Raw genomic sequence first — 24,852 nt, forward strand, 5'->3', positions numbered from 1 at the left:
TATGATTACAACGAAAATAACCCTTTCACACCTGAAGCAATAAACTCCACGGCGATGGCTACTAACAACAAACCCATTACCCGAGTCGACATTAAAATAGTACGCTCACTCAAATGCTGCCGAAACCAAGGCAAAAAACGAAAGCATAACCACAACGAAAAACTCAACAGTAAAAAGCAAACAATAATCGCCAAATAATGCCAATAGGCGTTGGACTGATGGGCATACACAATCACCGCACTCATTGCCCCAGGCCCTGCCAACAACGGCATAGTTAACGGAACCAACGCCACCGACTCATCCTGTGCGGCCTGTAATTCCTTTGGGCTATAACCAGGCGTCGTCAACATCTCTAAGCCCATTAACAGCAACACAATGCCGCCGGCGCAACGAAAAGCATCAATACTGATCCCCAAGCCCCACAGAATCCACTCCCCCAACAACAACGCCACTAGCAACGCAGCAAACACCCCCACCGCCGTTAACCTAGCCGTTTTTAACTGCTGCTCCCTCGTCTGCTGCCGAGTAAGCGTAATAAAAATGGGTATCGCGCTGAGCGGGTCCACAATCGCAAACAGACTGATAAAAAACTTGGAGTATTCTGTGAGATCAAGCATAGAAGACATTTAAAGCAGGGGGTTGCTTTAAGTGTAGTTTAAAAACTTATAACATAGACATAACTTATACATCACTATAAAGTCGGTCAGGCTTACGTTATTTAGCGAATAATGTAAGCAATCTTTTTTACAATTTCCAAAAAAGCAGAGCGCTCTCTTACAAAACAACTTATCAGATATCCCCCACCCTGAAAAATCAGATAAAACTTTCAAATTATGACCTTTAACCAAGACACTATCGAAAGTTGGCTACAAATTCACGCCGCAAACAGATATCCATTTTTATCAATCATAATATATATTTTTTAAAACCACCTGCACAACCACCTTTCCATTTCGCACAACAACAAACCCGGCCAAAACATCTGGAGATATTGACTTCTTATTAAAAAAAAATATTTTATCACCATCTTTATACTCCTCAGATAAACAATTAGCTATTTCATCCCATTTCCCTCCGTTATATTTCTTAACACTTTCAGACAATGTTAAATTCTTATCTTTTTCCAAGCTATTCTTTCTTATTTGATTATACATTTTTCTCCGATAATCAATATCTCTAATCATTATCTCAAGTAATGCTTCATCCCTGGAAACAGTTTTCTCTATATCATCTTTATCTAGATCAATATCGGACAAATATCCAACGGTGGGAGCAACTGAACACACTTTTACATTCGAATAAAGACCTTCAGGTTGTACTTCTTCTATAGAGAATCCATTTTCAGAAAATGCTAAAGCTAAAAAGCTAGCGATACACACATGTTTATTAAACACAAAACAACCTCCTCACTTTTCATTCATTGGGATACAAAACTGGCACTTATTGTCAACCTCTTCTTGAGTAAGACATAAAACTCCTAACGCCACTTATCTCCCCAGCGATCATAAAACGTATCCTTCATCCTATCCACCTCATCTTGAAACTCTCTTTTTTCTTCTGGAGTTCTGTGATCCACTTGAGCTGACGCAGGATCTCGTCCGTGTTGAATTTCATGAAACATACTATCAACTATCTCTTCCCCATTGACGGTTCCGTCAGCACTCCAATTTAGTTTCCCCCCTGGCTGTCCATTTCCTATACCAATATAGCTTTCGTCGCCCTCCCAAACTCCAGAAAAGTTTGATGTATCTTCATGATTAATGGTGTAAGTATCCATGACTTCATATACGTCATCGGGTAATCCGGGAGTATTCGAAATATCTTTAGATAGATTATCGACCGTCTTTTGTCGCTGCTTTATGGCTGGACTCTTTTTTCGACCATAAATCAGTCTAGGCTCTGGAACTTCTACCCCAAGATCGATTAAATAGTCGGCTTCAATAACAACGTCAACCACTGGAGCCCCATATGACTCATCTTTATACTTCCGGCTAACTGTAAGCCTTACTATGAGCGAGACCTTCTGTCAAAGCCGCACTCAACGCAGCACTTGCCGCACCATTTTCAAATTTGCCACCACTTGCAGCGGAGCTGGTACCACCGATCATGGCAGAAACCCCAACCCGTAGCGGCGCGTAATTCGCCCCTTCGGGCATGTACCCCCCTGCGAGCGCACCTATCCCTGCAGATAAGAAACCGTGCCCAAATTCACCGCCGTTTATCACGGATGTGATTCCACCTGCGACCGCCATCACCGCCACGCGTGTAAGCCCCTCAGTTACCGCGCCTAAATAGGCCGTTGCAGCACCAATTACGGCGGCCTTGAGAATACCTTGCGAGTTCGCGCCATTAATGGCGGCACATACTGCAGCAGCCATCCCCATAAAGAAAGCCGTATATAGAGGACCGATACGTGTTCCAGCACAGTACCAACTGGCAACTGGCAACTGGCAACTGGCAACTGGCAACTGGCAACTGGCAACTGGCAACTGGCAACTGGCAACTGGCAACTGGCAACTGCGATAATAACGGTACCAACTACCTGAAGAAACCTCTCTGTACCTGATTCCAGTCGGTTTCGTAGTCACTTGAACCCATTGCGTTTCTGCCAACAGATTTTTATACAGAACAATCTCCCGACTGCCGAAATTTAAATCCTGTTCAGTCGTGGAAGTAGCCCTCAACCGCCGTTAACCTAGCCGTTTTTAACTGCTGCGCCTTCGTCTGCTGTCGAGTAAGCGTAATAAAAATGGGGATCGCGCTGAGTGGGTCCACAATGGCGAACAGACTAATAAAAAACTTGGAGTATTCAGTGAGATCAAGCATAAAATATACTTTTATAAAGTCACCTATATTCGCTTTTTCCTGAAGATGACATGTAGGCTTTAAACATTGTATTCAGGTAATTAAATAGCAGTTTGAACACCATATTTCTCTCCCTGTTCCGCTGAAGAAGAGAGACTAGACAAACTAAAAATTAAAGCAGATTGAATTAATTTCATTAAACTCATGCTTATAGAACTCCTTCAAAAAACAATCTCAGATCATCTTGAATTGAAACTAATCTCTATTGTAATCATAGCTCATCAACGATCCCGACCCTAACTGTAAAAACTAAAAAGCCCTAGTAGTAGCTAGGGCTAAAAGTGGATGTCCTATTTATTGATTATTTCTTAACTCTCACAGACTAAAGGGCCTTCCCTTTGTTCTAAAAAAAACTGATGTCATCTTTTTCCCTGAACATTTCTCTAGCTACTTCAAAGCATCTTTCAAGATATCTATAGAAGTTGAAATATCAACTTTTTTCTGGATTAGCCCTTGAATCTCTTCAGCTGTTTGATCTAATACGAGACGAACCTCAGGTGGCAGCTCCTCCCCAGACTTTTTCTGCTTCTCTCGTACTCTGTTGTCCAGTATTGTTCCCTCCTTCGTCAATGTCGAAGAAATAGTAGACATTAAATATAGAGCCATGAAATCTTTACTATCTATACTCAGTAATAACCCATTTATCGCAGGTGAATAGCCCATCAATACCGACTCAAACTTGCAATTCCCTCGAAAGCATAGCTTGCTTGATTCACCATTCGGGATATTAGAAAGAAGATAGTATGCCAATCCAACATCCCTTGAATTCCTCTCATGCCTTATAAATTCTATCAGCAGTTTTGAAGACATCTCTGGATACATTTCTCGAAAAACCAGGGCATACTGAATATAGGAGCCCACATACCCGGATTTTTCCGCTGACTCTTTTAACCAGTAGTTCGCCTCTTCGCCTTCTCCGTTTTTAAAATAGTATCCGTAGAGTTCAAATGCAGCTTGACCATCACCCGCCTTAGCACGCTCAATTAAATTTTCGATAGGCAATGATGACAGTTCTTTCATCAATCCTACTCCGTAAGTACCAAGAGGGGAAAATAATATCCACATTACGGTGAGTGTTTTGAAATTCATTTTATAGTCGCCCAATCATCTTTAACCCTCACATACTCGTCCTTACCAACTTTAACGACATTGTAGTACTCAGCAGTTCCCTCTATAAGTTTATCGTAATATTTCGCCTCCCCATTTACTCCCAGCACGTTCCTCCTCGTCGCATACATCGATAAATATGTTCTCGGCCCTTTGACCGTAACATTTACACCTCTAGAAGCTAGCGCTGCATGCAGTTTGTAAGCAAATGAGTGCACTATCTCTGCAACATAAACGCACACACCATTCAAGAGCAGTGTTTCGGCATGACATTAATCACTTAAATATACCTCATCAAGATTAACTAATATAAATCCATCACCTGATTCTTTAAGTGTTATCTCAAGCTCAAGAGCATGTCCATATTGAGTGCTAAAATTGTAGTTATAAAATCCACCAACAATTAAAAAAGTGTCACGGTTACGCTTCTCAATCATAATTAGCGGAGGAAAACCAAGAGCTCTAACCCTATCGATTTTATTCAGGTAGTAACTTTGAATGCTTTCAATCAAGTCTCTAGAATTTGAATCTATGCCGTTTAAACAAACATTCCCCCACACTTCGTTGCAAATTAGATTTCTATCTGCAGCTAGCTTAGAAGGATGCATATTGTATTTTGATGGAGAGCACGAACAAAGAATAGTCACGCAAAAGACGTATACTATGAATGACATTTTCATATTTATCGTCAAGTAAGAAGGGGCTCTATGCCTATCCATGACACTTCTTTAGCTTTTTACCACTACCACACCAACAAGTATCATTTCTTCCGAGTTTAATATCCGGCAAGAATTCCCCACCGACATAAAACCAACGATTATTTTCAAATACAAAACTGGATTTCTCGTGCAGCTGTTTTGGGGCATCAGTTTGAGACAAGGCATCTTGAAAAAAAGCAATAAACTCAACAATTCCGTTGTCACCAACCTGCTCACTATGCACAACAGAAAGTGAAAGCCATTCTGTAGAAGAAAAAGAAGCCTCAATACTGTGTTTTAAACTTGGATGTCGAGTAGACTCGTGTTGCGTATCCACTAAATAGTCAGCATCCTGAATACAATAAGCCGTAAACCGCGAACGCATAAGCTGTTCAGGCGTCTCCGCCTGTTTTTCACCCATCACAAAAGACTTACAACATTCCTCATATTCACGTTTAGAACCACAATAACACAGCATATTTTCTCTAACACCTAATCACATCATGCGAATATTAAAAAATAAAAATATCAGCCATAGTATCAGCTAATCATTCCAGAGTTAACGTAATAATGATACCGAATACCGTTGATTTCATAGGTAAAATGCGGGCCGGAAACATCACCAAAATTCTGGTGCACACTACCTACAATCCTAATATTGATCCCACTGCCATAGATCCCAGCTAACACCAAGACCATATTCTCCACAGTCCAGATACGCGCATACCCTGGGTCACCTGTTCTCATGCCCATTGCAACAGTAATCGTGGGGCCAGACGCTGCACTTGGAGAAGTAGAAACAGGCACCGGAATAGACATACTCGGAGATGGACCACAATTACTGCGTACCACCTGATTCTGAGTTGGCATAGGAGTAGGCTGTATAGTGGCCGGGGACGGGGCCGTTGAGCTACTGGTAGATGCCTGTTGTCGACTACGAGGGACAAAGGCTTTTGCTTTAGGGTTTAATTTTGTTTCTTTTTGCGGTACTGGACCTGGGCACATAAAACGTTCTCCTGATTTATCCTGCTTTTATATAATTGTGCTGAATTAATATAATTGACGACATTTTTATCCATAGCCAACCGTACCCTTTAGCATAGACAAGATATCAAGATATTAGCGACCAAAGCTTTACTTGTTTCGAATATCAGATAAGCACTGATATAGCCAAATCTACAAAAAAAGTCGATCGTCTTTAATAAGCGGCACATCGACAAACAATTCTCGTATAAACTTTGCGTTTTATAAAATTCACAACGCTCTATTCGGTTATTTTGCACACAGAAGTACATACACCGAGAAGGGCCGCACGCCCAGATCGGTGAGCTTCAGGTTAGCGTGATTTAAATTACTAAGCTGCCTGTTTTGCACATGGATGTGCTTATGCCGTGAAGGGCATGGATGCCCGAGAACGGCCCGGCAGTGAACATTTGAATAATCAAAATTATCAATGTCCCGCTTTTCTAAGCCGCCTGTGCGGCAGTTTTGCACACGGAAGTGCTTACGCCGTGAAGGGCAGGACGCCCGAGAGCGGCGCCTCCGAGATTAGCACGATTTAAATAACCAAGCTGCCTGTGCGGCAGTGAACTTTTCTGATGCCTTGTTTTATGTCTGTGTATCTTTCTAAGCTGCCTGTGCGGCAGTGAACAGTGTGCTTGCTTACAGCAAAAAAATCTGCTTTCTAAGCTGCGTGTGTCGCAGTGAACATACATTATTTCCACCAGCAGTAATCGAAACATTTCTAAGCTGCGTGTGTCGCAGTGAACGATGAACCATCCGTTAGTGTCAGTTAGATAGTTTTCTAAGCTGCGTGTGTCGCAGTGAACGGCTTTAGCCGCGGCCTCATCGCCGGGCACATTTTCTAAGCTGCGTGTGTCGCAGTGAACAAACCGCGCCCGCGCGTTTTCCAGCTCCGATTTTTCTAAGCTGCGTGTGTCGCAGTGAACTGAATACTCCTATTCTCCTGGAAGTTACAGACTTTCTAAGCTGCGTGTGTCGCAGTGAACCTGTTCGCACAAGAGAAGCGCGGAGAATTGGGTTTCTAAGCTGCGTGTGTCGCAGTGAACATAACAGCTCTATGCTTGGAGTTTATGAGTTATTTCTAAGCTGCGTGTGTCGCAGTGAACGTTCGTCCTGTTGCTGGTACACCGTACTCTAATTTCTAAGCTGCGTGTGTCGCAGTGAACGATGTAAGCTTAAAAAAGCCTGAATGCTTAAATTTTCTAAGCTGCGTGTGTCGCAGTGAACCTTCGAAAAAGCCAGGAACGCGACAGGCCTTTTTTCTAAGCTGCGTGTGTCGCAGTGAACGACGCCCCATTTTGTGAAACGCATCAACCCAATTTCTAAGCTGCGTGTGTCGCAGTGAACGGCGTTACTTATCCGGTGGAGCTTGGCTTACATTTCTAAGCTGCGTGTGTCGCAGTGAACTTGATGGGCGGTGCATTTATGCGTAGGAATAATTTCTAAGCTGCGTGTGTCGCAGTGAACGACGATAGACGAGGAAGGCGCGGGATCTGTCCTTTCTAAGCTGCGTGTGTCGCAGTGAACCGCGGGTCCGGGGGATTGCGGGTACCTCCTATTTTCTAAGCTGCGTGTGTCGCAGTGAACGGCGTGATCATTTCCGTTGGTATTCTTCTCACTTTCTAAGCTGCGTGTGTCGCAGTGAACTTTTCCGTTGCGCCTAAAAAACTTCTCGATGGTTTCTAAGCTGCGTGTGTCGCAGTGAACTGCTAACTACTTCAAAAGCCCCAGTTGTAGGATTTCTAAGCTGCGTGTGTCGCAGTGAACGGCTCTCTAGAAGATCTGCAAAAACATTTGCATTTCTAAGCTGCGTGTGTCGCAGTGAACTGGGGTTGTCATGCGACCATCCTCGTTTTCAGTTTCTAAGCTGCGTGTGTCGCAGTGAACTAGAATTTCATGTATTTGAAATTAGATCTGAATTTCTAAGCTGCGTGTGTCGCAGTGAACTAGAAGCTTTGCAGGAAGATTTGCTACTCTCTTTTCTAAGCTGCGTGTGTCGCAGTGAACCGGCCAGACCGGGTAATTGTCGGAGAGATAAGTTTCTAAGCTGCGTGTGTCGCAGTGAACCGGCCAGACCGGGTAATTGTCGGAGAGATAAGTTTCTAAGCTGCGTGTGTCGCAGTGAACGAAGGGCTGGCCAGCAACGTTACCGCAATGCATTTCTAAGCTGCGTGTGTCGCAGTGAACAGCGTCTTTCGCACTGGCCGGGTATTTCTGGCTTTCTAAGCTGCGTGTGTCGCAGTGAACACATATCTAAACAACCGTCACCATTCACATCGTTTCTAAGCTGCGTGTGTCGCAGTGAACTAAATGCTCATCGCGAGCAAACAGAAGCAATTTTTCTAAGCTGCGTGTGTCGCAGTGAACATGACGTACATAGGTTCTTCTTCGTCATTTGTGTTTCTAAGCTGCGTGTGTCGCAGTGAACGCGGGGCTCTCCAGTCGTTGAATAATGCGTTTTTTCTAAGCTGCGTGTGTCGCAGTGAACTGCATTTGAGAGTTTTCAATCATAAGCATCGGTTTCTAAGCTGCGTGTGTCGCAGTGAACGTTGCATAACCATTCGCCAAATATTCGCCCCATTTCTAAGCTGCGTGTGTCGCAGTGAACCGCATACGATGCAATCCTGACTATCAACGAAATTTCTAAGCTGCGTGTGTCGCAGTGAACGAAGAAGTGCAGCAGTCGTTTGATCGCTTAAGTTTCTAAGCTGCGTGTGTCGCAGTGACCCCCCGGCGACTTTGGTTTTAAAATCCATATGCTTTCTAAGCTGCGTGTGTCGCAGTGAACTCCCGTGGGGGTTTACTGTGTTTTGGATAGCGTTTCTAAGCTGCGTGTGTCGCAGTGAACCTCCAAAGCATAATTATTTGCACTGTAATGCCTTTCTAAGCTGCGTGTGTCGCAGTGAACGATTTGCAAGCTCACCACCAACGAGAGTAAGTTTTCTAAGCTGCGTGTGTCGCAGTGAACTCAAGGAGCAACTCAGGAAAAGCAAAGGCGTTTTTCTAAGCTGCGTGTGTCGCAGTGAACTTACCAGACGACCTGTCTTCTTTAAGTAAAAATTTCTAAGCTGCGTGTGTCGCAGTGAACAATAACTATAAACGCAAAAAATAAGCTACATCAAGAGGTTAGCCAATTTTAGGCAAAAATACCTATCATTTTTTAACCAGATGTAACTTATTGATTTAATTACATATTTTTAAAGAGCAAAAAATATTGGTATTTTTAGGTAAAAAGACCAATACCGTCTAATAAAAACTAAACATAACGGCAAAACCCCAAGCAGGCTTGGGGTGCATCATCATAAAAAACCGACAGAAAATTAGAACCAAGGTACGGTTGCTTGTTTTTCCTCACTTTTGTCGCTTAAGCCGTAGCAAGTAAAGTAGCCAGATTTAGGCTCATCTAAAAGTTTTTGCTCAATAAACAACCGGAAGCCATCGCTTGTTTCTGCGTTGCCAGACAAACTTTTTGCATGGATAAACGGTAAGTTGCAAATACCGCAGGGCGCACTTTCGCTTAACTTTTCCAGACAGGTTTCTATTGGCTCACCAGTTTCTATGGCTTGGTATTCCGCCATTTTTTTGGTTTTAGCCGCGATTTGTTTTTGGCTTTTTATGTGCCTGCGAGTAAAACAGGCGTATTGCGTCACTTCAGGTATGGGCTTAATGGTTTTTATCTGGGCATAGTCTTCCAATCGTATTAACCATTGGGTTAAACCTAAGGTTTCCAGTTCCGCTTCAGTATTGGCAAAAAGCCGAATAATATCTCCCAGTGGAAATTCTTTTTCTCCCTTTTCTGGCAATTTATACCCCGGAATGGATAGTCCAATGGCAGATTGATTCTCCCCAATTTTATACTCAACTAGCGCAATATGTATTTGTTGGAATACTTTATGCCAGAGAAAGCCCAAATTAGTTTCTGCATCTGGCAACAAGCGAATATCTTGGTAATAGTTCATAACCATTACTCCGCTTTTTCACCGTATACGCCGCCGCGAATAAGGTTAGCGATTACATAATGCTGTTGCTCTACTGGTGGCTGCTCGCCTTTTAAAACCCAATTATCCAACAGTGTATAAAAATCCATTTTTTCTTTTGGCTGGCGGTAGGCTTTACCACGGCTGGTTACAGAGCCAAATGGTTCTACAGATATTGGAACAATTTTTTCAGTATTAGGATACCAAGTGTCAACGGTGCGCAATGCATTTCCAATTTTTTGTGAGTGCATTGCGGCTTTTTGCTCAACTTGGTAGAGCGTTTTGCTTTTTCTGCCTTTTGCAGAACTGGCGCTGTCCAACAATAATTCTTGAGAGGGGAATACCTCTTGCCCTTCACCGAGTTTTACAAAAGCCACAACGCTCAAAAAGGCGAAATCATTCCCTTTTAGCCCTTGCTCAATTACCTCGGCCAACTCAGTCAACTGCATTTTCTGCACATCGGATAACGTAAAACTATTTAATGAAAAAGAGTACCCATCAAACTTCCAGTTTTTTTCCGTACTCGGTTCTGACACCCGAACTTCAACCGCTTCTGCCCCTACTCGGTTGCGCCATAAAAAACGACCACTGGCAATATTCATGGCATAACGCATAGACAATTCAGAAAATTGATGTTCGGCAATGTAACCTTGAATAGTGCTTTCTAGTACTTGCTGATATTCCTGGTCATTACATACTGAAGGCTGTTGCACATTGCCCAATACTCGCAAACTAAATTGCAGCTTTAGTGTGTTCTTATCGTAAGGTAAGGAAGCGCTATCCACCGTTTGTAAATTGGCTTTTTGTACCTCCTGGTCGAGCTTTGCCGGGTCGCTTTGAATCGCATTCTTTTGACGATTGGAAATAGTGCCACGCACAGACTTTTCTTGTACTTCAATACCGGGCCATGCTTCACTTTTGTCACGCTCATCCCAATTACCGGCAAACATAATCGCATCCGAGTTAGATAGTTTACGCTCAAACGCCAATACCGATGCTGTTTTTAATTTAGCCATGTTGTTAATCCTTCAATAATATTTTACGTATGGTTTATTCTGTAAGAAATTGTTCGTAGTGGTTTTTACATACATACCAATCGCTACCAGGCTCGTGGTCGTAGTGCCACAACACTTGCTCTAATCGGTTGATTCTATGGGGGCTTAGCCATTCGCCTAGCGTGTAGGCATATTCAACAAAGCGAACTGGCGTTTCTGCATCACGACTTTTTGCTACTTCACCAGGATCATACAAAGGTGAGATAGCGCGATAACCCGTCACTATAGGGCGAACCCAACCGGGGTAATTTTTGGCTTGAATGGTTTTATCTGCATTGCGTTGCAAGGTGGAATTATCCAACCAGGCACTGAATACCGGGTTTGCTTGCCCATCAAAGTGTTCGCTCTGCTCACGAAGCAATTGTGGGCGAGCCACCAACAAATACCCCGGCAATAACGTCCGCATCCAAAAATTCACCTGCTCTTGCTGGTCATTCGTTCCATCGTTCAATTCAACAACTCTGGCTTTTTGGATATGAGTAATTAACCCACCCGCCAAGCGCTGGGTTTGCGCCAAATTCAGAATTAATGCTTCTAACCTTTCCATGTCGTCTTCGTAGATATCGAGTTTTTCAATGGTCAGCAATACACTAACTTTCATTCGTGCTCGCCCTTCTTCCACAAAAGAGGGCGATTTTTCCTCTTTTGTTAGCGGGTTGCGAGTGAGTGAAAACACATGCTCCGAGTAAGCGTTCGCCTGTTGGCTCTGCACATCCAGTTGGTGGCAGATCACTGCGCAACCAGAAAATTGAAGCTTAAACTCTTCCTGCCCTTGCTCGGCCAACTTTCGTTGCAGAGCATGGCCAAACCCTAAGAAATGGGTAATAGCAGGAAAACCCCAGGTTTGCCCCGCAATCGCATTGGCATTTTCAACCGTAATATTGCGTAATAATAAAAAAGCATTCATGAGTAGAACTCCTTGCGGGCACGCTCGGTTAATCTAAGTTCCTGGGCGACCAGGCTTTTCCATTCCCGGTGCTCTACATCTCCTAAATGCAGGGTACTGCTTTGCAAGGTGCGATTTAACCAAGAGGCAAATTTGCTGGCGATATCCTCTTGCCAGTCTTTTTTGTCCATGGCCTCTCGGAACGTATCGTCTATTTGCACTCGGCCAGGGTCTAACCAAAGCTGCTCATTTAAGGGAAGGTGACAATCTTCACTCATTGACCAACCCGCTGGATGGTTATGAATACTGGCCGCAAACAGCAAAAATATATCCACTATTTCATCCATCCCCCTTGCTCTTGCCTCTCGAATATCAAAGGTGGATTCTTTGTTGAATACTTTTTCAAGGTAGCGCTTTAAGCGGTGAGCCGCTTTGGCTTTACGGTACACTTTGCTGGGCAGCAGGGAATCAAAAACCGATTGAATATTAAGAGGTGGCTTGTCCTGTTGTTGCCATATCGGCGGGCGGTTATCCAACAGATAATTTTTCCCGCCGCGTTGTGAATTTAGCTGAGAGATATTTTGCGGCTTGGTTCCACCAAAAGTTTGCACCGCAAAATTAGGTATAAATTGGTAGCCGTTTTCAGCCACATCCGCTTTAATATCCGCCTCTTTACTGTATTGCCGCTCGCGCTGTGTTCGCCGTGTTGCAAATACTTCATGGGCCAGGGAACTGGCAAATAATGGACTTAATAAATGGTACTCGCCCTCTTCATTGTCACCATAAGCAAGCGGCCAATACACTTGCTTGGCTAACTTGTGGCTTGCCAGCTCTTTATTTTCAAACACTTGTGCAAAGCCAGTTAGCCACTCACGGGCTTGCTGTTCATTTTGGGCAATGAGCAAAAGCGGCTCAATATCACCAGCCAACACATAATCAATTAAAGTTTTACCTTCATGCTCAATTTGCGCCAGCAGCTTACCTACATCAAGTGCCGCTGCATTGCCGCAGATATCCAACACAGGGTTATTAATGGATTGCGTTGAAACAATTCCGTCAATAGGCGCCGCTGACTGCTGGTCATAAATATTGGAACCTTTAGCATCACCATGCAGATACTTAACCGCATGGGTCACAAACTGCAGTTGCTTTGCCCGAATGGCGGCATCCGTTAACCAGTTTCGCGGTTCAAATTTTTCTTTGGTATCTCGTAAATCTTGCTGTAACGCTTCGAGCTTTTTCTGGTCGGCATCACTTGCCGAAGCTCCCAGCTTAGCGATGCTTTTTTCCAGTGCATCTATCTTATCCGCCCCCCGGCCCGCGATATATGCCAGAATTTTTGCGGTGAGTGTATGTTCTTCTTCCAATGTTTTATCTCCGTTGCTAGAAAGTCCCCATCAACCAACTTTTCAATGATTCAAAATTAGGCGTAGCTATCAACAAAAGCACTAAACCCACGCCGACGAACTTGAAACTAAACTTCTTGACACTTCCACTTTCAGTGCTTTCAGTCTTAATTGACACCTCAAGACCAACCTCACTTTTTACCCAAGGACGTTTCATATCTGCCACCCTCACTTTGCCAGTGACCAGATAATAGACGCAGCCCTCTAAAACATCAACCATTAGTTACTTAACTTAACTTAGATAAAATCAGTAAACTGTGTAATAATATCTTCGTTGAGTCGCCAATCTTTGATAAGCGTATTAACTGCAAATTATGCAGCTTAGAAAATTAGGTACTTAACTTAAGTTCTATCTCAACCTTTTACCGCCATACAGGCGGCTTACCGTCAGAAGCACTGCGCTTCTGGCGCTTTTCTCCCCCCCGTTACTCCAAGGCCTGACAGAACCCAAACTCATCCGAATAGCTCCACGGTTTATTGCTGTCTCTTAGGTTTACCGCGCCAAATACCATGCAAGCTTCCTCCAAGCCCCAGCCTAGCTGGCTGGCAAGGCGGGCTACTAACGGTGGGTATGACGTATTCGCCCAAAGGCTAACCCCCTGCCCCAACGGCTCCCGGCATTGGTTAAATTCTGATTTTGCGGTTTTGGCCTCACTCTGGTTTTGCCCCCTAAAATCAAACATACGTTTGATTTGTGCATCACTCGCATCACCACCTTCTTGTATGCTCATGTAGTAGTCCACCCCGGGAGACGAAGCTCGAAAGGGTGTTGCGCTTTGCAACTGATAGGTAAGGTGGCAGGGCTGCTCCCACCAATTCCAAGCGCCAACTTTGGCAGCCTTGTTAAACATGGCCTGATGCAAATGGTGGTGCTCCAAATCAACCAGGTTATTACGCCAATCCTTTTCTTCTCTGAGCTGAATACGTGGAATAGCAGTAATGATCTTATATTGTTCGGGCGTTAATACTTCCGTCAATTCATGTTTGCTCAATAAAAATTCTTTTGTTTCAAAACCCGGTTTACAAAAAGCTGGCTCACCAGGGGTTTTCAATGCTCGGTAATTGGTGCTGAGAATAACCAAATTATGATGGGGCGATTCTGTTTGCCGGTGCCGCTGAATTCGGCCAGCCAATTGAATAATGCTGCGCATGGAGCTTGGCTCAGCAATGGCCCAGTCTAAGTCCCAATCTCGCCCCACTTCGGCCACGCTGGTGGCCAAGATAATGAAGATATGATTTTCTGCTTTTGACTGATGTAAACCGTTAATAATCGCTGGCTGCTGCCATATAGTTTCTGACTCACTGCGGTCCAGTACAGCATCTAATGTGTTTTCAATATTGGAACGTTGTACCAATGGAAATTGGCTGTGGTAAACACAAATATGTATATGCGTATTTTCTGCAACCGGCTGGCAAGCCAATTGCTGGGCCACAGCAACTAAGGGGTTAATATTGGCCATACGCACTAAACCAACACTTATTTTTTTACCCTCAGAGGATGTTTGGTTATGGCGCTGGTGCAATTCGTACAGGTTTACACGAACGACCTCAGCCATTGCCCCAATAATATCACTTGGTTGAATACTCGACCGAATGGGTTCACTAATAATCGCTTTATGTAGTTGCTGTTTTTTCGCGAGCGCCAAAGTTCTGCTCTTTACAAACTGGCTATGGCACTGTTCAAACTGATGCAAATCAGCAAGCTGTTCTGTTTTTTCGCTGCATTCATCAAACCATGCACAAGTAACCTTATTGTACTGCGCCAGGTTTTGGCTTCGATTAAAATGTTCTCGCCCCTCTTTATACGCGGCAAATAATGCTTCCAATGCGGCAGGCGGCAAAGTTGCAGAGGAAAGTAATACTCTGGAACCCAGTAATCCAGCCCAGTTTACCAAGCGTATTAACGCTGGCAGGTCAGCAATATCAAAATCGTCCGGTTCATCCAAAACCAAATCAGAAGTTAACAGGCGCAACATAGGGGCAATTTGTTTCCCGCCCCGGCTGCCTTCGGTTGCGGGCATCAAATGGTCAACAGTACTCACCAATACAGGTGCATTCACTAGTTTATTGAGTTTGGGTTGCTTTGCTAACCAGTCTTTTAATGCACTATCACTAAGCGCACCGCTATAACTCACGCTCTGGTTTTGGTCCATTAACTCATTTTCTGATTCTGAGCCGGTTTTTAATGCATCTATATCAGTCTCAACAACAGTCTGCTTATCTTGCTCCAGATCGTGAAGCATTTTCACTGCTTGCGAACCAATTAATACAGCTAAATCCTCTTCTGGTAACTCTAACCTACTACCCAGCGCCTGCCCGGTTTGCAGGGTTAATGTGCGTAACCCCAAAGCAACACTAAAACGACACCCCTCTTTCGGGTTTGATAAACCATACATAATGCGCGCATTGCCCAAGGTTTTACCATGCCCGGTGGAAGCCATATTCACACCAAAAAAGCCGGTTTTTTCCGTTTGTTCCCCCACACTTTTAGCCAAGCTGTATGCCCGGTTTTGCCAGAGAAAGCGTTTTGCTTTCGTCGGCTTTTCTAATACCCGAAGGTTGGCAACCGCAGGTAAGGATTGTTTTAAACTCGGCAAATGGCGCATGAGCTTTACGCTGTGCTGGTATACGCCAATTAGATGCTCATCCAGTTTTTGTTTAAGCAGTTTTGTTTTTCGGTCGCTATTAGCAAAAGCCAGGTAGCTCTTATCTTGATATTTTGTATTTGCTGGTAAAGAAGAGTAATGGTGGTCCGCCAGCATCAACGTTAGCCGGGCAATATGCAGGCTAAACTTATCGTCCAACCATTGTGAATCTGATTGAAAAAAGTGTTTTCTTGCCAGCGCCCGTTCGGCGATATCCCGCGCTTTATTACACCAGCGCAGACTAACAAAGGGGGTTCCTCGCTTAAATTCCCATACAGATTTTAAGTCGCTTTTGCTCCAATCATCCCTTTCTACCTGAGGTGAATTCCATACAGCAACTAACTTTTTATCTATATGATTCTGCGTTTCACTAAAACTTATACCCGTGCCTTTGGTGGTTTTATAAAATGGTAATTTGTGATGGGTTAATATCAACCATGCAACCGCTCGTGCGACCGGAGTCATTAAATAACGATAGGGAACAAGAGTTGGGTTTTCGGACACTATTTTTTTAATGCTTTCCTGTAGTTTTTTGTCCTCTGCTGGAGCAATGCCACTCAACTTGGTCAACCATGCCTGATCATCTTCCCCGTTAACAAAAGCAATAAACATAACAAGAGACACCCACTCATGCCGGTACGGTTCACTTAGTTTTGACTTTTGCGAAGGATCGATCTTTTTTTGAAATAGCGCGTTAGCTTTACCAAAATCGTGAAACAGAGCAGCAATACCGGCGAGTAACGTTATATCCTCTGCCGTTAACCAGTTGTTTTCATATTCCGAGTTAAGCAAATTCTTTTCAGTGCTATTTACCGGCACCACGCCTTCACTATTAAATTTGCTTTTATTCCCCACACACCATAAAAACTGGCTGCGTGACCGACTGCGAATCCAATGGCAACTTACGGCGGTGCTTTTGCTCGCGGTTTTACGCAACATTTTTTTAACCGTGAACAAACCATCTTCCGTAATGACCGTTTGCCAGGTGTTATCCCCTATCCTATTCGCGAAGGCATCCAGTACGCGGCGGGTTTTCTTCAGTGCATTTTTTTCGCACTGGCTGACAAAGGTGACCATCATAGTTCGTCACCTTCCATGTCTTTCTCCCCCTGCAACGCCACGTCTTTCACTTGGTTAAACATAAAGTCCAGGGCTTTTACATCGGTAAACACTTGCAGTACTTGCTGCCTAAACTCCTGCTCTGTGGCTTTTTCTTTGGCGCAAATAAAGGCCCAGGGCAATACGATGGCGTCTTTGATTAAATCCGCCACGTCAAACACCAGCGCTCCCCGGCGGGTTTTGCCATGCATTACGGCAAAGCCGTGGGGTATGCCGAGCACCCACAGGGTTGTTGCGGCCAAGCCGTAGGCTAAGTAGTTGCCGTGGTTCAGGAAGTCGTTGGCTTTGTCTGTGGATTGGTGTTCACGTACAAAGTCTTCCTGCTGGGTAGCGTTGGCAGCGTATTTGTAGAGCTGTTTGGTGAGCTGGGCTTCGCTAAGCAACAGTTCAGAGGTGTTTTTTGCCGCATCCGTACGGGAATAGCAGTGGCGTATAGCCGCTTGTAGTTCATCGTCTTCGATACAGAAGCCTTCGGCTTTTAAATCGCGGTTTTTGGCCCAGGTGTTTTCCAAAAAGCCCAACCTGGCAAATTGGAATTGCTTCGCAGCTTGCAAGCGTTTTTCATCGTTAAACCAAAAGCACATCCAGCCTTGTAAATATTGAGTGGGGCGGTATTCCCCTTGTGGGCATAACCATTCGACTTCGGTGCCTGCATACAATGGTGTGCTGCCGCCGCCGCAAAAGCCAACCAACACACCCGCCTGGGTGAGCATACGCATAGCCGCCTGGGTAATGGAGGTGCCGGTGCCCAGCAATATTACCGTGGTATTGGCAATGGGTATGTTCCAATATTGGTTTTCTTTTTTCTCTTCCGTTAGGTACAGCACTCTGCCATCTTTTTGCATTACGCGGCAATGTTCCAGGTAGTACAGGTTAGCCCGCTTGGAATGCAAAATAGCTTTTAAGTCTGATGGCGAAAATTGTTCCATATGCAGTTTCCGTTAATGTTTTTCGATTATTTAAAATCCATTTAATACGTTATTCAATTACTGTCTGTACATACATGCTAATTATGTTGGCAGGTATTGTTTTATGTTTTGCCAGCACTGACTATTGACAATTATTTGTTGTGCTTCGGCAGAGGGCTTGTATTGATCGATATGGAGTTTTTGCATGAGGTATAGCAGTAGCGCCGCACGGGTGTTTAATATTCGCTGCCCGGATTGCATTTGGTAGTCCATTTCGATGATGTTTTTTTGGGCTGGACTTAATCTGGGGTCAGGTTCAATAATTAAATCCACCCAGGTATTCCACTTTTCGTCCTGCTCAATTAATTGTGTGGCTTTACCTTCATCATTAAAAATGCCATTAAACCGGGAAAGAACAAAATCACGAAAATTCTGATTTTTTTCGCAGTAGGCGCGGGTGTGCCAACGGACACCATTGAACACTAAACTGTGGGGGGAGATTATTCGTTCTTCGTAGTTTGGGCTGGATACCGAAGCGTAACCCACGTAAATTCTTCGTTTTTCCCGTATTGCTCGCAGAATGGGCCGCACTAACTCCGGTGAAATATTACGTAGCGGCGCTTCAATATAGCTAAAGGGTAGGTCATCGCTTCCTTTACTTTTTTTACCTTTAGCAAATAAAGCAAAATATTCTTCCATTGTGCCTTTGCAATAATGCGGCTGAAATTTTTTTGTTGGCACCAAGCCTTTTTTGGAACTGTTGTAGGCAAAATTCTCCGGGTGCCTGGCGGTGTATTTTTGCAGGATTTTTGCAGATGGTGGGCGACTCATTTTAAAGTGTTGTTGTAGTTGAGAAGCATTTATTTTTCCTTCCCACAGCCCAACCAGTTCAATAAATCGTATTTTGTTATCCGGTGTCTCAGAGTCCAATACTATGTCCTGTAGTTTTTATTGTGGCGATATTATTTATCGCATTCATTTAATTAATCGACGTTACCTGAAAAGAAACTTTATGGGTATAGTCGTGTTGATTTACGTGTCACTAATTAAATATGGGTGGGCATCGTGTTTGTAAAACGGCGTTACCTACGTTAAACACAGTTAAAAAAACGGCGTCTTTAGACGCCGAAATGCAAATTGAAATGCGATATTTTGATAAGGTTTACCCGGTTTGCGATGTCTGCCCTTTTATTTTTTCTCGCAACGCTTGGAGCATGGAGAAAAATACTGGAATAAATGGCGTGCCTACCAATAGTGCCGCAAGCATTCCCCACATAACGGTATGACCCAATGACATTTGGCTAAACATGCCCGCACCGGATGCAAATACCAACGGCAGAATGCCCAGCACAAAAGATAATGCTGTCATGCATACTGCACGAAAACGCATTCGCGCAGCTTCGGCTGCGGCATCCAATATAGAGAGCCCTTCTCTTCGTCGTTCGCTGGCAAATTCAACGATGAGAATGGCATTTTTCGCAGCCAAACCAATAAGCAACACCAGCCCCACCTGGGCAAATAAATCCAGCGCCCCCAGCTGCGGAATACCAATTTGTTTTACCAGTAATAAACCGAGTATTGAACCGGTAACGGCAATGGGCACTACTAATATAATGGCCACCGGCATGGACCAGCTTTCATATTGGGCAACCAAAAATAAATAAATGAAGACCATCGCCAAGGCAAACGCGATGATGGCCTGGTTGCCTGCTTTGGCTTCCTGATAGCTCATTCCTGTCCATTCTACTTGGTAACCGTTGGGTAAATTTTCCCGAGCCAGACGTTCCAGTTCTGCCATTGCCGTCCCACTGGCGACACCTGGGGCAGTACTCGCTCGCAGAATAGCAGCGCGATATAAGTTGTAACGTGTTGCCACATCCGCACCGAGTATCGGGTCGACAGTCACCAGTGTGGAGAGTGGTACCATTTCGCCGGTAGTCGCCCGCGCATAAAGTTGGGAAATATCCTGCAAGCTTGAACGGTAACTGGGTTGCGCCTGCATCATGACCCGATAGGTTTGGCCGAAAAGTGAAAAATCGTTGATGTAGGCCGAACCCAATTGGGTTTGCAAAGTGGAGAAAATATTCGTGAGTGGAACATGCAGGGTTTTCGCTTTTTCACGATCCACGTTCACTAAATATTGCGGCACATTTGCCCTGAACGTTGTGTAGGCATCGGCGATAAGTGGCGACTGGTTGGCTGCTGCTGCCAGGGTTTTTATCGCTCCGGCAAGCTCACCGTGGGCACGCCCTTGAGTATCTTCCACCACGAGTTCCAAACCACCGACAGCGCCCATTCCTGGCAGGGCTGGAGGTGGAAATGTTTGCACAAGCGCTTCTGGAATTTGTCGATACGCCTGGGCATTTATTCGCTGAGCAACGGCAAACGAAATGTCACGAAAGTCTGGTCGGTCATCCCAGTGTTTAAGCACAATAAACCCAGTACCACCATTACTTTGGGCTGCGCCGGTTAACACGGAAAAACCAGCGATCATGGTTAGGCTTTCTACCGCCGGGTCATCTTCGATCATCTCTTGCAGTTTTGCCAATACCGCTTGGGTACGGGTAATAGAAGCAGCATCCGGCAATTGCACATTGAGAATTAATACGCCCTTATCTTCCACAGGAACAAAACTGGTTGGAATGGTTTTTGTCGCCACCAACAATACCGCCATTAAACCGGCAAACATCATGGCGACCACCGCACGTCGTGCAAGTAAAAAACCCACCAGACTGCTGTAACGCTGCGTCACGGAGGAAAAAACCTGGTTGAATTTGCTAAACCATGCAGCTTCTTTTTCACTGCGTCGTAAAACCAAACTGGCTATCGCCGGGCTAAGCGACAACGCGCACACAGAAGAAAGCACTACCGCAACACAAATGGTGACGGCGAATTGGTTGTACATCACACCGGTAATACCCGGCAACATCGCCACCGGAGCAAATACCGCGAGCAGTACCAACGTTGTGGCGACAATGGGGCCACTCACTTCTTCCATGGTTTTGGTGACTGCTTGCTTGGGTGTGATGGTCGCGTCGGTACGTAAATGTCGGTCTGTGTTTTCCACTACCAAGATTGCATCGTCAACCACAATACCAATGGCGAGAATTAAACCGAATAACGTGACACTATTAATTGTCATGCCGGTAGCCAGCATAATGGCGAACGTACCGATAAGCGAAACAGGAATGGCCACGGTGGGAATCAATGTCGGACGCCAATCACCGAGAAAAATAAACGTGATTAACACCACCAAACCAACAGCCATTAACAGTGATTGTGTTACTTGAGAAATCGAGACTTCCACATAGCGGGTGGTGTCGTAACCCACATCATATTCCAGACCTTGCGGAAAATTTTCGTGCATCTTCGCCAATTCCGCTTTAACTGCGTTACCAGTCAACAACGCATTCGCGCCTGGCTGAGTATAAATCGCCAACACCGTCGCCGGGCGATTTTTATAATTACCGGAAACTTTATAGTCCAGCTGGCCAAGTTCAACTTGTGCCACATCCGATAAGCGCACCATTGCGCCCTGGTCGTTTACTCGCAGAATAATATTTTTAAATTCCTCAACGCTTTGCAAACGCCCTTTTAACTGCAAGGTGTACTCGGTACTTAATTGCCCGGTATACGGCGGCGCACCAATTTTACCTGCTGGCGCCTGCACGTTTTGTTCGCGCAGTGCGCTGAAAATATCATCTTGAGTAATACCCAGAGCCGTCATTTGCGAGGGATTCAACCACAAGCGCATGGAATAATCCGCACTGCTGAAAACCTGAGCATCGGAAACACCGGGTACACGTTTAAGCCGGTTTTGAATATTGATCATGCCGTAGTTGGCAATAAACAATTCGTCGAGACTGCCATCCGGCGAATAAAGGTTTACCGTAAATAAAATATCCGGCGAAATTTTATCGACCGTTAAGCCCTGAGAGCGCACCTCCGACGGCAACGACGGCTCCGCCAAAGAAACTCGGTTCTGGGTGCGAACTAATACCGTGTCTGGATCTTCACCAATGGCGAAGGTAACGGTCAGTGTGTAGCTGCCATCATTGCCCGAGTTGGAACTCATGTATTCCATGCCTTCCACACCGTTGACAACATCTTCAATCACCTGGCCGACACTCTCTTCCATCACCGCAGCAGAAGCTCCCGGCCAACGCGCTTTGATGGAAACTTTTGGCGGTGCAATTTCCGGGTATTCAGACACAGGCAAAAGCCGCACGGCGACCAACCCCGCCAGGGTGATAATCAAGGCAACTACGATGGCGAATTTAGGCCGTTCAATAAATGTTTTACTGATCACGGGCATCACCTTCGGCAGCTTGAGTAGCAGGTTCAAACGGAATGGCTTTGACCTGATCGCCAACCCGCGCTTTTTGCACACCACGAACAATAATCCGAGTGCCCGCATCCAAACCGGAATTCACCAAGGTGTTTTCACCCACGCGCTCTCCGGCAATTAAATTTTTGCGCGTCACCATATTGTTTTCGTCTACCGCTAAAACGTAAGTGCCTTGCTGATCCACCTGCAACGACGCCTGGGGAATCATCAACCCCATTAATGGTTGCTCCAGTTTTAACGTGGCTTTAACAAACATTCCCGGACGTAAAATATCGTCCGGGTCCGGCATACTGGCCATGGTCTCCACCGTACCGGTGGTTGCATCAACGCGGTTAGATAAATAAGTAATGCGTCCGGTTTCGGAATACTCACTGCCGTCCGGTAATTCCAACGCAACCAACACATCGTCCGTGGTAATTAATCGATCTTTTTTTCGTAACCCCAACAACAATTTTTCCGGTAATTGGAAAACCACATCCTTACCACCTTCACCTACCAGCGTGGTCAACACCCCCGACTGCGGCCCAACCACATCGCCCACCGCAGGTGCGCTGCGGCCCACGCGACCATCCTGAGACGCTTTAATCGTGGTGAAATTTAAATTCACCTGCGCACTTTCCACCGCCGCTTCGGCCGCTTTAATAGACGCTAAGGCTTCCAACGCGCGGGATTCCAACGTGTCGAATTCCGATTGGGAAATAAAACCGTCAGCAACCAGCTTTTTACCCCTCTCAAAGTTTTTACGCGCATTCGCTTCATTGGCCAACGCACGGGACAACTCCGCATTTGCCTGGGAAAGCTGTGCTTTATAGGGCGCGGGGTCAATATCAAATAACGGTGTACCCGCCGTAATCCGATCCCCCTCTTTAAAATGAATTGCAATCAGCTCACCAGAAACCTGAGCCATCACATCCACATCACTGCTGGAACGAATACGCCCATTAAAACCGCGCGATGGGCGATACGGCTGTTCCTGAACGGTGACGACAAAGACTTCGGGAATACTCTTCTCAGGCGCTTGCTTCTCACTGCAAGCGGTCAAACAGAAAATGGCCAAGATAAAAACGGGAAAGAAACGCATGATGGACCCCTGTTCAATATTGTTGTTATGTTTCCGTTGTTATAAGACGTTGGAGCAATAAAAAATACAGGTCAAAGACAAGAGTATAGTCCGCCATTAGCGGACCCTCAAAAACCCACACAATCTAAGTGGGACAACCTTCACACCCTTCACTGGACGGGGTTATCAATACCTCACCTATTTGTATAAATTCATCAACAACGCTTCACACGACATCAGCAACCCCCCAAACAATTCGAGCACAAGTGTCGCCTTAAACAACACGTTTCGCGTTTAATTTACTTATTATTACCCCCGACGATTGCCCCAAATACCCTTTATTACTTGCTCTTTAAAAATTCGTATATATTTCAATGCGTTAGCATTGGTCAAAAAATGTTTGGTATTTTTCAGTAAAAAACCCCAACACACTGAAACCAAACAGAATTTTCGTTTATAGTTATTGTTCACTGCCGAATAGGCAGCTTAGAAAGTGCTAGAAAAAGTTCCACTTAATGGTTTTGGGTTCACTGCCGAATAGGCAGCTTAGAAAAACAGTAAAGTACTGGATGATCGGTAGTGAAAGTTCACTGCCGAATAGGCAGCTTAGAAAGTCTGGGTTTAAGTATGTGACCTTGTTGGCTGGTTCACTGCCGAATAGGCAGCTTAGAAAGAGCCTGCGCTGCATTCGCTGTTGTGACTGCGGTTCACTGCCGAATAGGCAGCTTAGAAATCTCGAAAATGATTGCTCTTATTGTCCTTATAGTTCACTGCCGAATAGGCAGCTTAGAAATGTTGAAAGTTGTTTTGGTGCCGCAGAAGTTCGTTCACTGCCGAATAGGCAGCTTAGAAATGAAACTGTCGCTGACCAACAGACTGTTGGTGGTTCACTGCCGAGCAGGCAGCTTAGAAATAAAGCCGGGCGAGCTTACTCAGTGGTCAGAAGTTCACTGCCAAGCAGGCAGCTTAGAAAGGTATGCTCAAGGGCTTGTCTGCAAAGCTCTAGTTCACTGCCGAGCAGGCAGCTTAGAAATGTCGAACCTCTTCCCAAACGCATTTAAATTAGTTCACTGCCGAATAGGCAGCTTAGAAAGGTATGCTCAAGGGCTTGTCTGCAAAGCTCTAGTTCACTGCCGAGCAGGCAGCTTAGAAATGTCGAACCTCTTCCCAAACGCATTTAAATTAGTTCACTGCCGAATAGGCAGCTTAGAAAGCATGAAGTTAAGAAAAGTAGAACTAAAAGCGGTTCACTGCCGGGCCGTTCTCGGGCATCCATGCCCTTCACGGCATAAGCACATCCATGTGCAAAATAGGCAGCTTGGTTATTTAATTCGGTGATGCAATCAAAGACCGTGAGCCGCAGGGATGCGGCGATCGAGCCCCCAGGGACGGGTTTACGGCGTGTCTTTAATGCATTGCCGGATTGAATATATAATTCAAAAAACTTCTCTCGTATTTTCAAATTAACACGGTGAAGCAATCAAAGACGGTGAGCCGCTCAACACCATCGTTCACTGCCAAACAGGCAGCTTAGAAAGTTATAAAACATTGGATGGAGCGGAAAGATGACTGCTTTTACGCGCCGTCTTTGTAGATACATATCACACTACTACTATCCTATTGCGCCCCGCCGTCCCACCCAGAAATATAATCGCTTTAAACCTGATTGTGAGGACGACATGGACAAAAAATCATTTATCCAGAAGAAGCTGGCGATATTAAAGCAGGATAATCAAAAAGGGTTCGCTTCACTAT

The 24,852-nt window shown here is 45.0% G+C and carries 18 protein-coding genes and 2 CRISPR repeat arrays; all 18 genes read right to left on the bottom strand.

Annotated features, from left to right (window positions below; genetic code table 11):
- Positions 1–5: 5 nt before the first annotated feature.
- Entirely contained in the window at positions 6–617 is a 612-nt protein-coding gene (locus P5V12_RS15150; protein WP_316953924.1) for a MarC family protein, read from the bottom strand.
- Between the two features lie 285 nt (positions 618–902).
- On the bottom strand, positions 903–1,394 hold the full coding sequence (locus tag P5V12_RS15155) for a hypothetical protein (RefSeq protein WP_316953925.1): 492 nt from the start codon (positions 1,392–1,394) through the stop codon (positions 903–905).
- 83 nt (positions 1,395–1,477) lie between these two features.
- Positions 1,478–1,957 carry a hypothetical protein gene (locus P5V12_RS15160; protein WP_316953926.1) on the bottom strand — a complete coding sequence of 160 codons (480 nt, stop codon included), beginning with the start codon at positions 1,955–1,957 and terminating at the stop codon, positions 1,478–1,480.
- A gap of 34 nt (positions 1,958–1,991) precedes the next feature.
- On the bottom strand, positions 1,992–2,588 hold the full coding sequence (locus P5V12_RS15165; protein ID WP_316953927.1) for a hypothetical protein: 597 nt from the start codon (positions 2,586–2,588) through the stop codon (positions 1,992–1,994).
- A 73-nt stretch (positions 2,589–2,661) separates the two neighbouring features.
- The gene (locus tag P5V12_RS15170) at positions 2,662–2,826 is read right to left on the bottom strand and encodes a MarC family protein (protein WP_316953928.1); all 165 of its coding nucleotides are present in this window, start codon (positions 2,824–2,826) and stop codon (positions 2,662–2,664) included.
- 426 nt (positions 2,827–3,252) lie between these two features.
- A complete protein-coding gene (locus P5V12_RS15175; RefSeq protein ID WP_316953929.1) occupies positions 3,253–3,885 on the bottom strand; it encodes a hypothetical protein in 633 nt (210 codons plus the stop codon).
- 359 nt (positions 3,886–4,244) lie between these two features.
- Positions 4,245–4,580, bottom strand: a complete 336-nt coding sequence (locus P5V12_RS15180; protein ID WP_316953930.1) for a hypothetical protein — start codon at positions 4,578–4,580, stop codon at positions 4,245–4,247.
- Between the two features lie 103 nt (positions 4,581–4,683).
- Positions 4,684–5,091 (bottom strand): YchJ family protein, encoded by a 408-nt coding sequence (locus P5V12_RS15185; RefSeq protein ID WP_316957440.1) that lies wholly within the window; start codon positions 5,089–5,091, stop codon positions 4,684–4,686.
- 119 nt (positions 5,092–5,210) lie between these two features.
- Positions 5,211–5,675, bottom strand: coding sequence for a PABP-interacting PAM2 motif-containing protein (locus P5V12_RS15190; protein WP_316953931.1), 465 nt, complete (start codon positions 5,673–5,675; stop codon positions 5,211–5,213).
- Positions 5,676–6,293: 618 nt separating this feature from the next.
- Positions 6,294–8,781: a CRISPR direct-repeat array (repeat unit 28 nt; unit sequence TTTCTAAGCTGCGTGTGTCGCAGTGAAC).
- A 232-nt stretch (positions 8,782–9,013) separates the two neighbouring features.
- Complete coding sequence (gene cas6f / locus P5V12_RS15195) at positions 9,014–9,652, bottom strand: type I-F CRISPR-associated endoribonuclease Cas6/Csy4 (protein WP_316953932.1); 639 nt, start codon at positions 9,650–9,652, stop codon at positions 9,014–9,016.
- A 5-nt stretch (positions 9,653–9,657) separates the two neighbouring features.
- On the bottom strand, positions 9,658–10,686 hold the full coding sequence (gene csy3 / locus P5V12_RS15200) for a type I-F CRISPR-associated protein Csy3 (RefSeq protein ID WP_316953933.1): 1,029 nt from the start codon (positions 10,684–10,686) through the stop codon (positions 9,658–9,660).
- A 34-nt stretch (positions 10,687–10,720) separates the two neighbouring features.
- Positions 10,721–11,632, bottom strand: coding sequence for a type I-F CRISPR-associated protein Csy2 (gene csy2, locus P5V12_RS15205; protein ID WP_316953934.1), 912 nt, complete (start codon positions 11,630–11,632; stop codon positions 10,721–10,723).
- Positions 11,629–12,978 (bottom strand): type I-F CRISPR-associated protein Csy1, encoded by a 1,350-nt coding sequence (gene csy1, locus P5V12_RS15210; protein ID WP_316953935.1) that lies wholly within the window; start codon positions 12,976–12,978, stop codon positions 11,629–11,631. The genes csy2 and csy1 overlap by 4 nt, the downstream gene beginning before the upstream one ends.
- A gap of 464 nt (positions 12,979–13,442) precedes the next feature.
- Positions 13,443–16,742 carry a type I-F CRISPR-associated helicase Cas3f gene (gene cas3f, locus P5V12_RS15215; RefSeq protein ID WP_316953936.1) on the bottom strand — a complete coding sequence of 1,100 codons (3,300 nt, stop codon included), beginning with the start codon at positions 16,740–16,742 and terminating at the stop codon, positions 13,443–13,445.
- Positions 16,739–17,710 (bottom strand): type I-F CRISPR-associated endonuclease Cas1f, encoded by a 972-nt coding sequence (cas1f, locus tag P5V12_RS15220; RefSeq protein ID WP_316953937.1) that lies wholly within the window; start codon positions 17,708–17,710, stop codon positions 16,739–16,741. Before cas1f ends, cas3f begins: the two co-directional genes overlap by 4 nt.
- A gap of 81 nt (positions 17,711–17,791) precedes the next feature.
- A complete protein-coding gene (locus tag P5V12_RS15225; RefSeq protein WP_316953938.1) occupies positions 17,792–18,619 on the bottom strand; it encodes a WYL domain-containing protein in 828 nt (275 codons plus the stop codon).
- A gap of 232 nt (positions 18,620–18,851) precedes the next feature.
- Positions 18,852–21,998: a multidrug efflux RND transporter permease subunit gene (locus tag P5V12_RS15230; RefSeq protein ID WP_316953939.1), complete on the bottom strand. Its 3,147-nt coding sequence runs from the start codon at positions 21,996–21,998 to the stop codon at positions 18,852–18,854.
- Positions 21,988–23,118: an efflux RND transporter periplasmic adaptor subunit gene (locus P5V12_RS15235; RefSeq protein WP_316953940.1), complete on the bottom strand. Its 1,131-nt coding sequence runs from the start codon at positions 23,116–23,118 to the stop codon at positions 21,988–21,990. The genes P5V12_RS15230 and P5V12_RS15235 overlap by 11 nt, the downstream gene beginning before the upstream one ends.
- A gap of 444 nt (positions 23,119–23,562) precedes the next feature.
- Positions 23,563–24,310: direct repeats of the CRISPR family, unit length 28 nt; unit sequence GTTCACTGCCGAATAGGCAGCTTAGAAA.
- Positions 24,311–24,852: the final 542 nt, after the last annotated feature.

The sequence above is a fragment of the Teredinibacter sp. KSP-S5-2 genome (assembly GCF_032773895.1).
Lineage (GTDB): Bacteria > Pseudomonadota > Gammaproteobacteria > Pseudomonadales > Cellvibrionaceae.

Bases quoted from the DNA above. Each gene is read 5' to 3' on its own strand.
- P5V12_RS15150 (WP_316953924.1), bottom strand. From the start codon at position 617: ATGCTTGATCTCACAGAATACTCCAAGTTTTTTATCAGTCTGTTTGCG.
- P5V12_RS15170 (WP_316953928.1), bottom strand. From the start codon at position 2,826: ATGCTTGATCTCACTGAATACTCCAAGTTTTTTATTAGTCTGTTCGCC.
- P5V12_RS15175 (WP_316953929.1), bottom strand. From the start codon at position 3,885: ATGAAAGAACTGTCATCATTGCCTATCGAAAATTTAATTGAGCGTGCT.
- P5V12_RS15180 (WP_316953930.1), bottom strand. From the start codon at position 4,580: ATGCATCCTTCTAAGCTAGCTGCAGATAGAAATCTAATTTGCAACGAA.
- P5V12_RS15185 (WP_316957440.1), bottom strand. From the start codon at position 5,091: ATGGGTGAAAAACAGGCGGAGACGCCTGAACAGCTTATGCGTTCGCGG.
- P5V12_RS15190 (WP_316953931.1), bottom strand. From the start codon at position 5,675: ATGTGCCCAGGTCCAGTACCGCAAAAAGAAACAAAATTAAACCCTAAA.
- cas6f (WP_316953932.1), bottom strand. From the start codon at position 9,652: ATGAACTATTACCAAGATATTCGCTTGTTGCCAGATGCAGAAACTAAT.
- csy3 (WP_316953933.1), bottom strand. From the start codon at position 10,686: ATGGCTAAATTAAAAACAGCATCGGTATTGGCGTTTGAGCGTAAACTA.
- csy2 (WP_316953934.1), bottom strand. From the start codon at position 11,632: ATGAATGCTTTTTTATTATTACGCAATATTACGGTTGAAAATGCCAAT.
- cas3f (WP_316953936.1), bottom strand. From the start codon at position 16,742: ATGATGGTCACCTTTGTCAGCCAGTGCGAAAAAAATGCACTGAAGAAA.
- cas1f (WP_316953937.1), bottom strand. From the start codon at position 17,710: ATGGAACAATTTTCGCCATCAGACTTAAAAGCTATTTTGCATTCCAAG.
- P5V12_RS15235 (WP_316953940.1), bottom strand. From the start codon at position 23,118: ATGCGTTTCTTTCCCGTTTTTATCTTGGCCATTTTCTGTTTGACCGCT.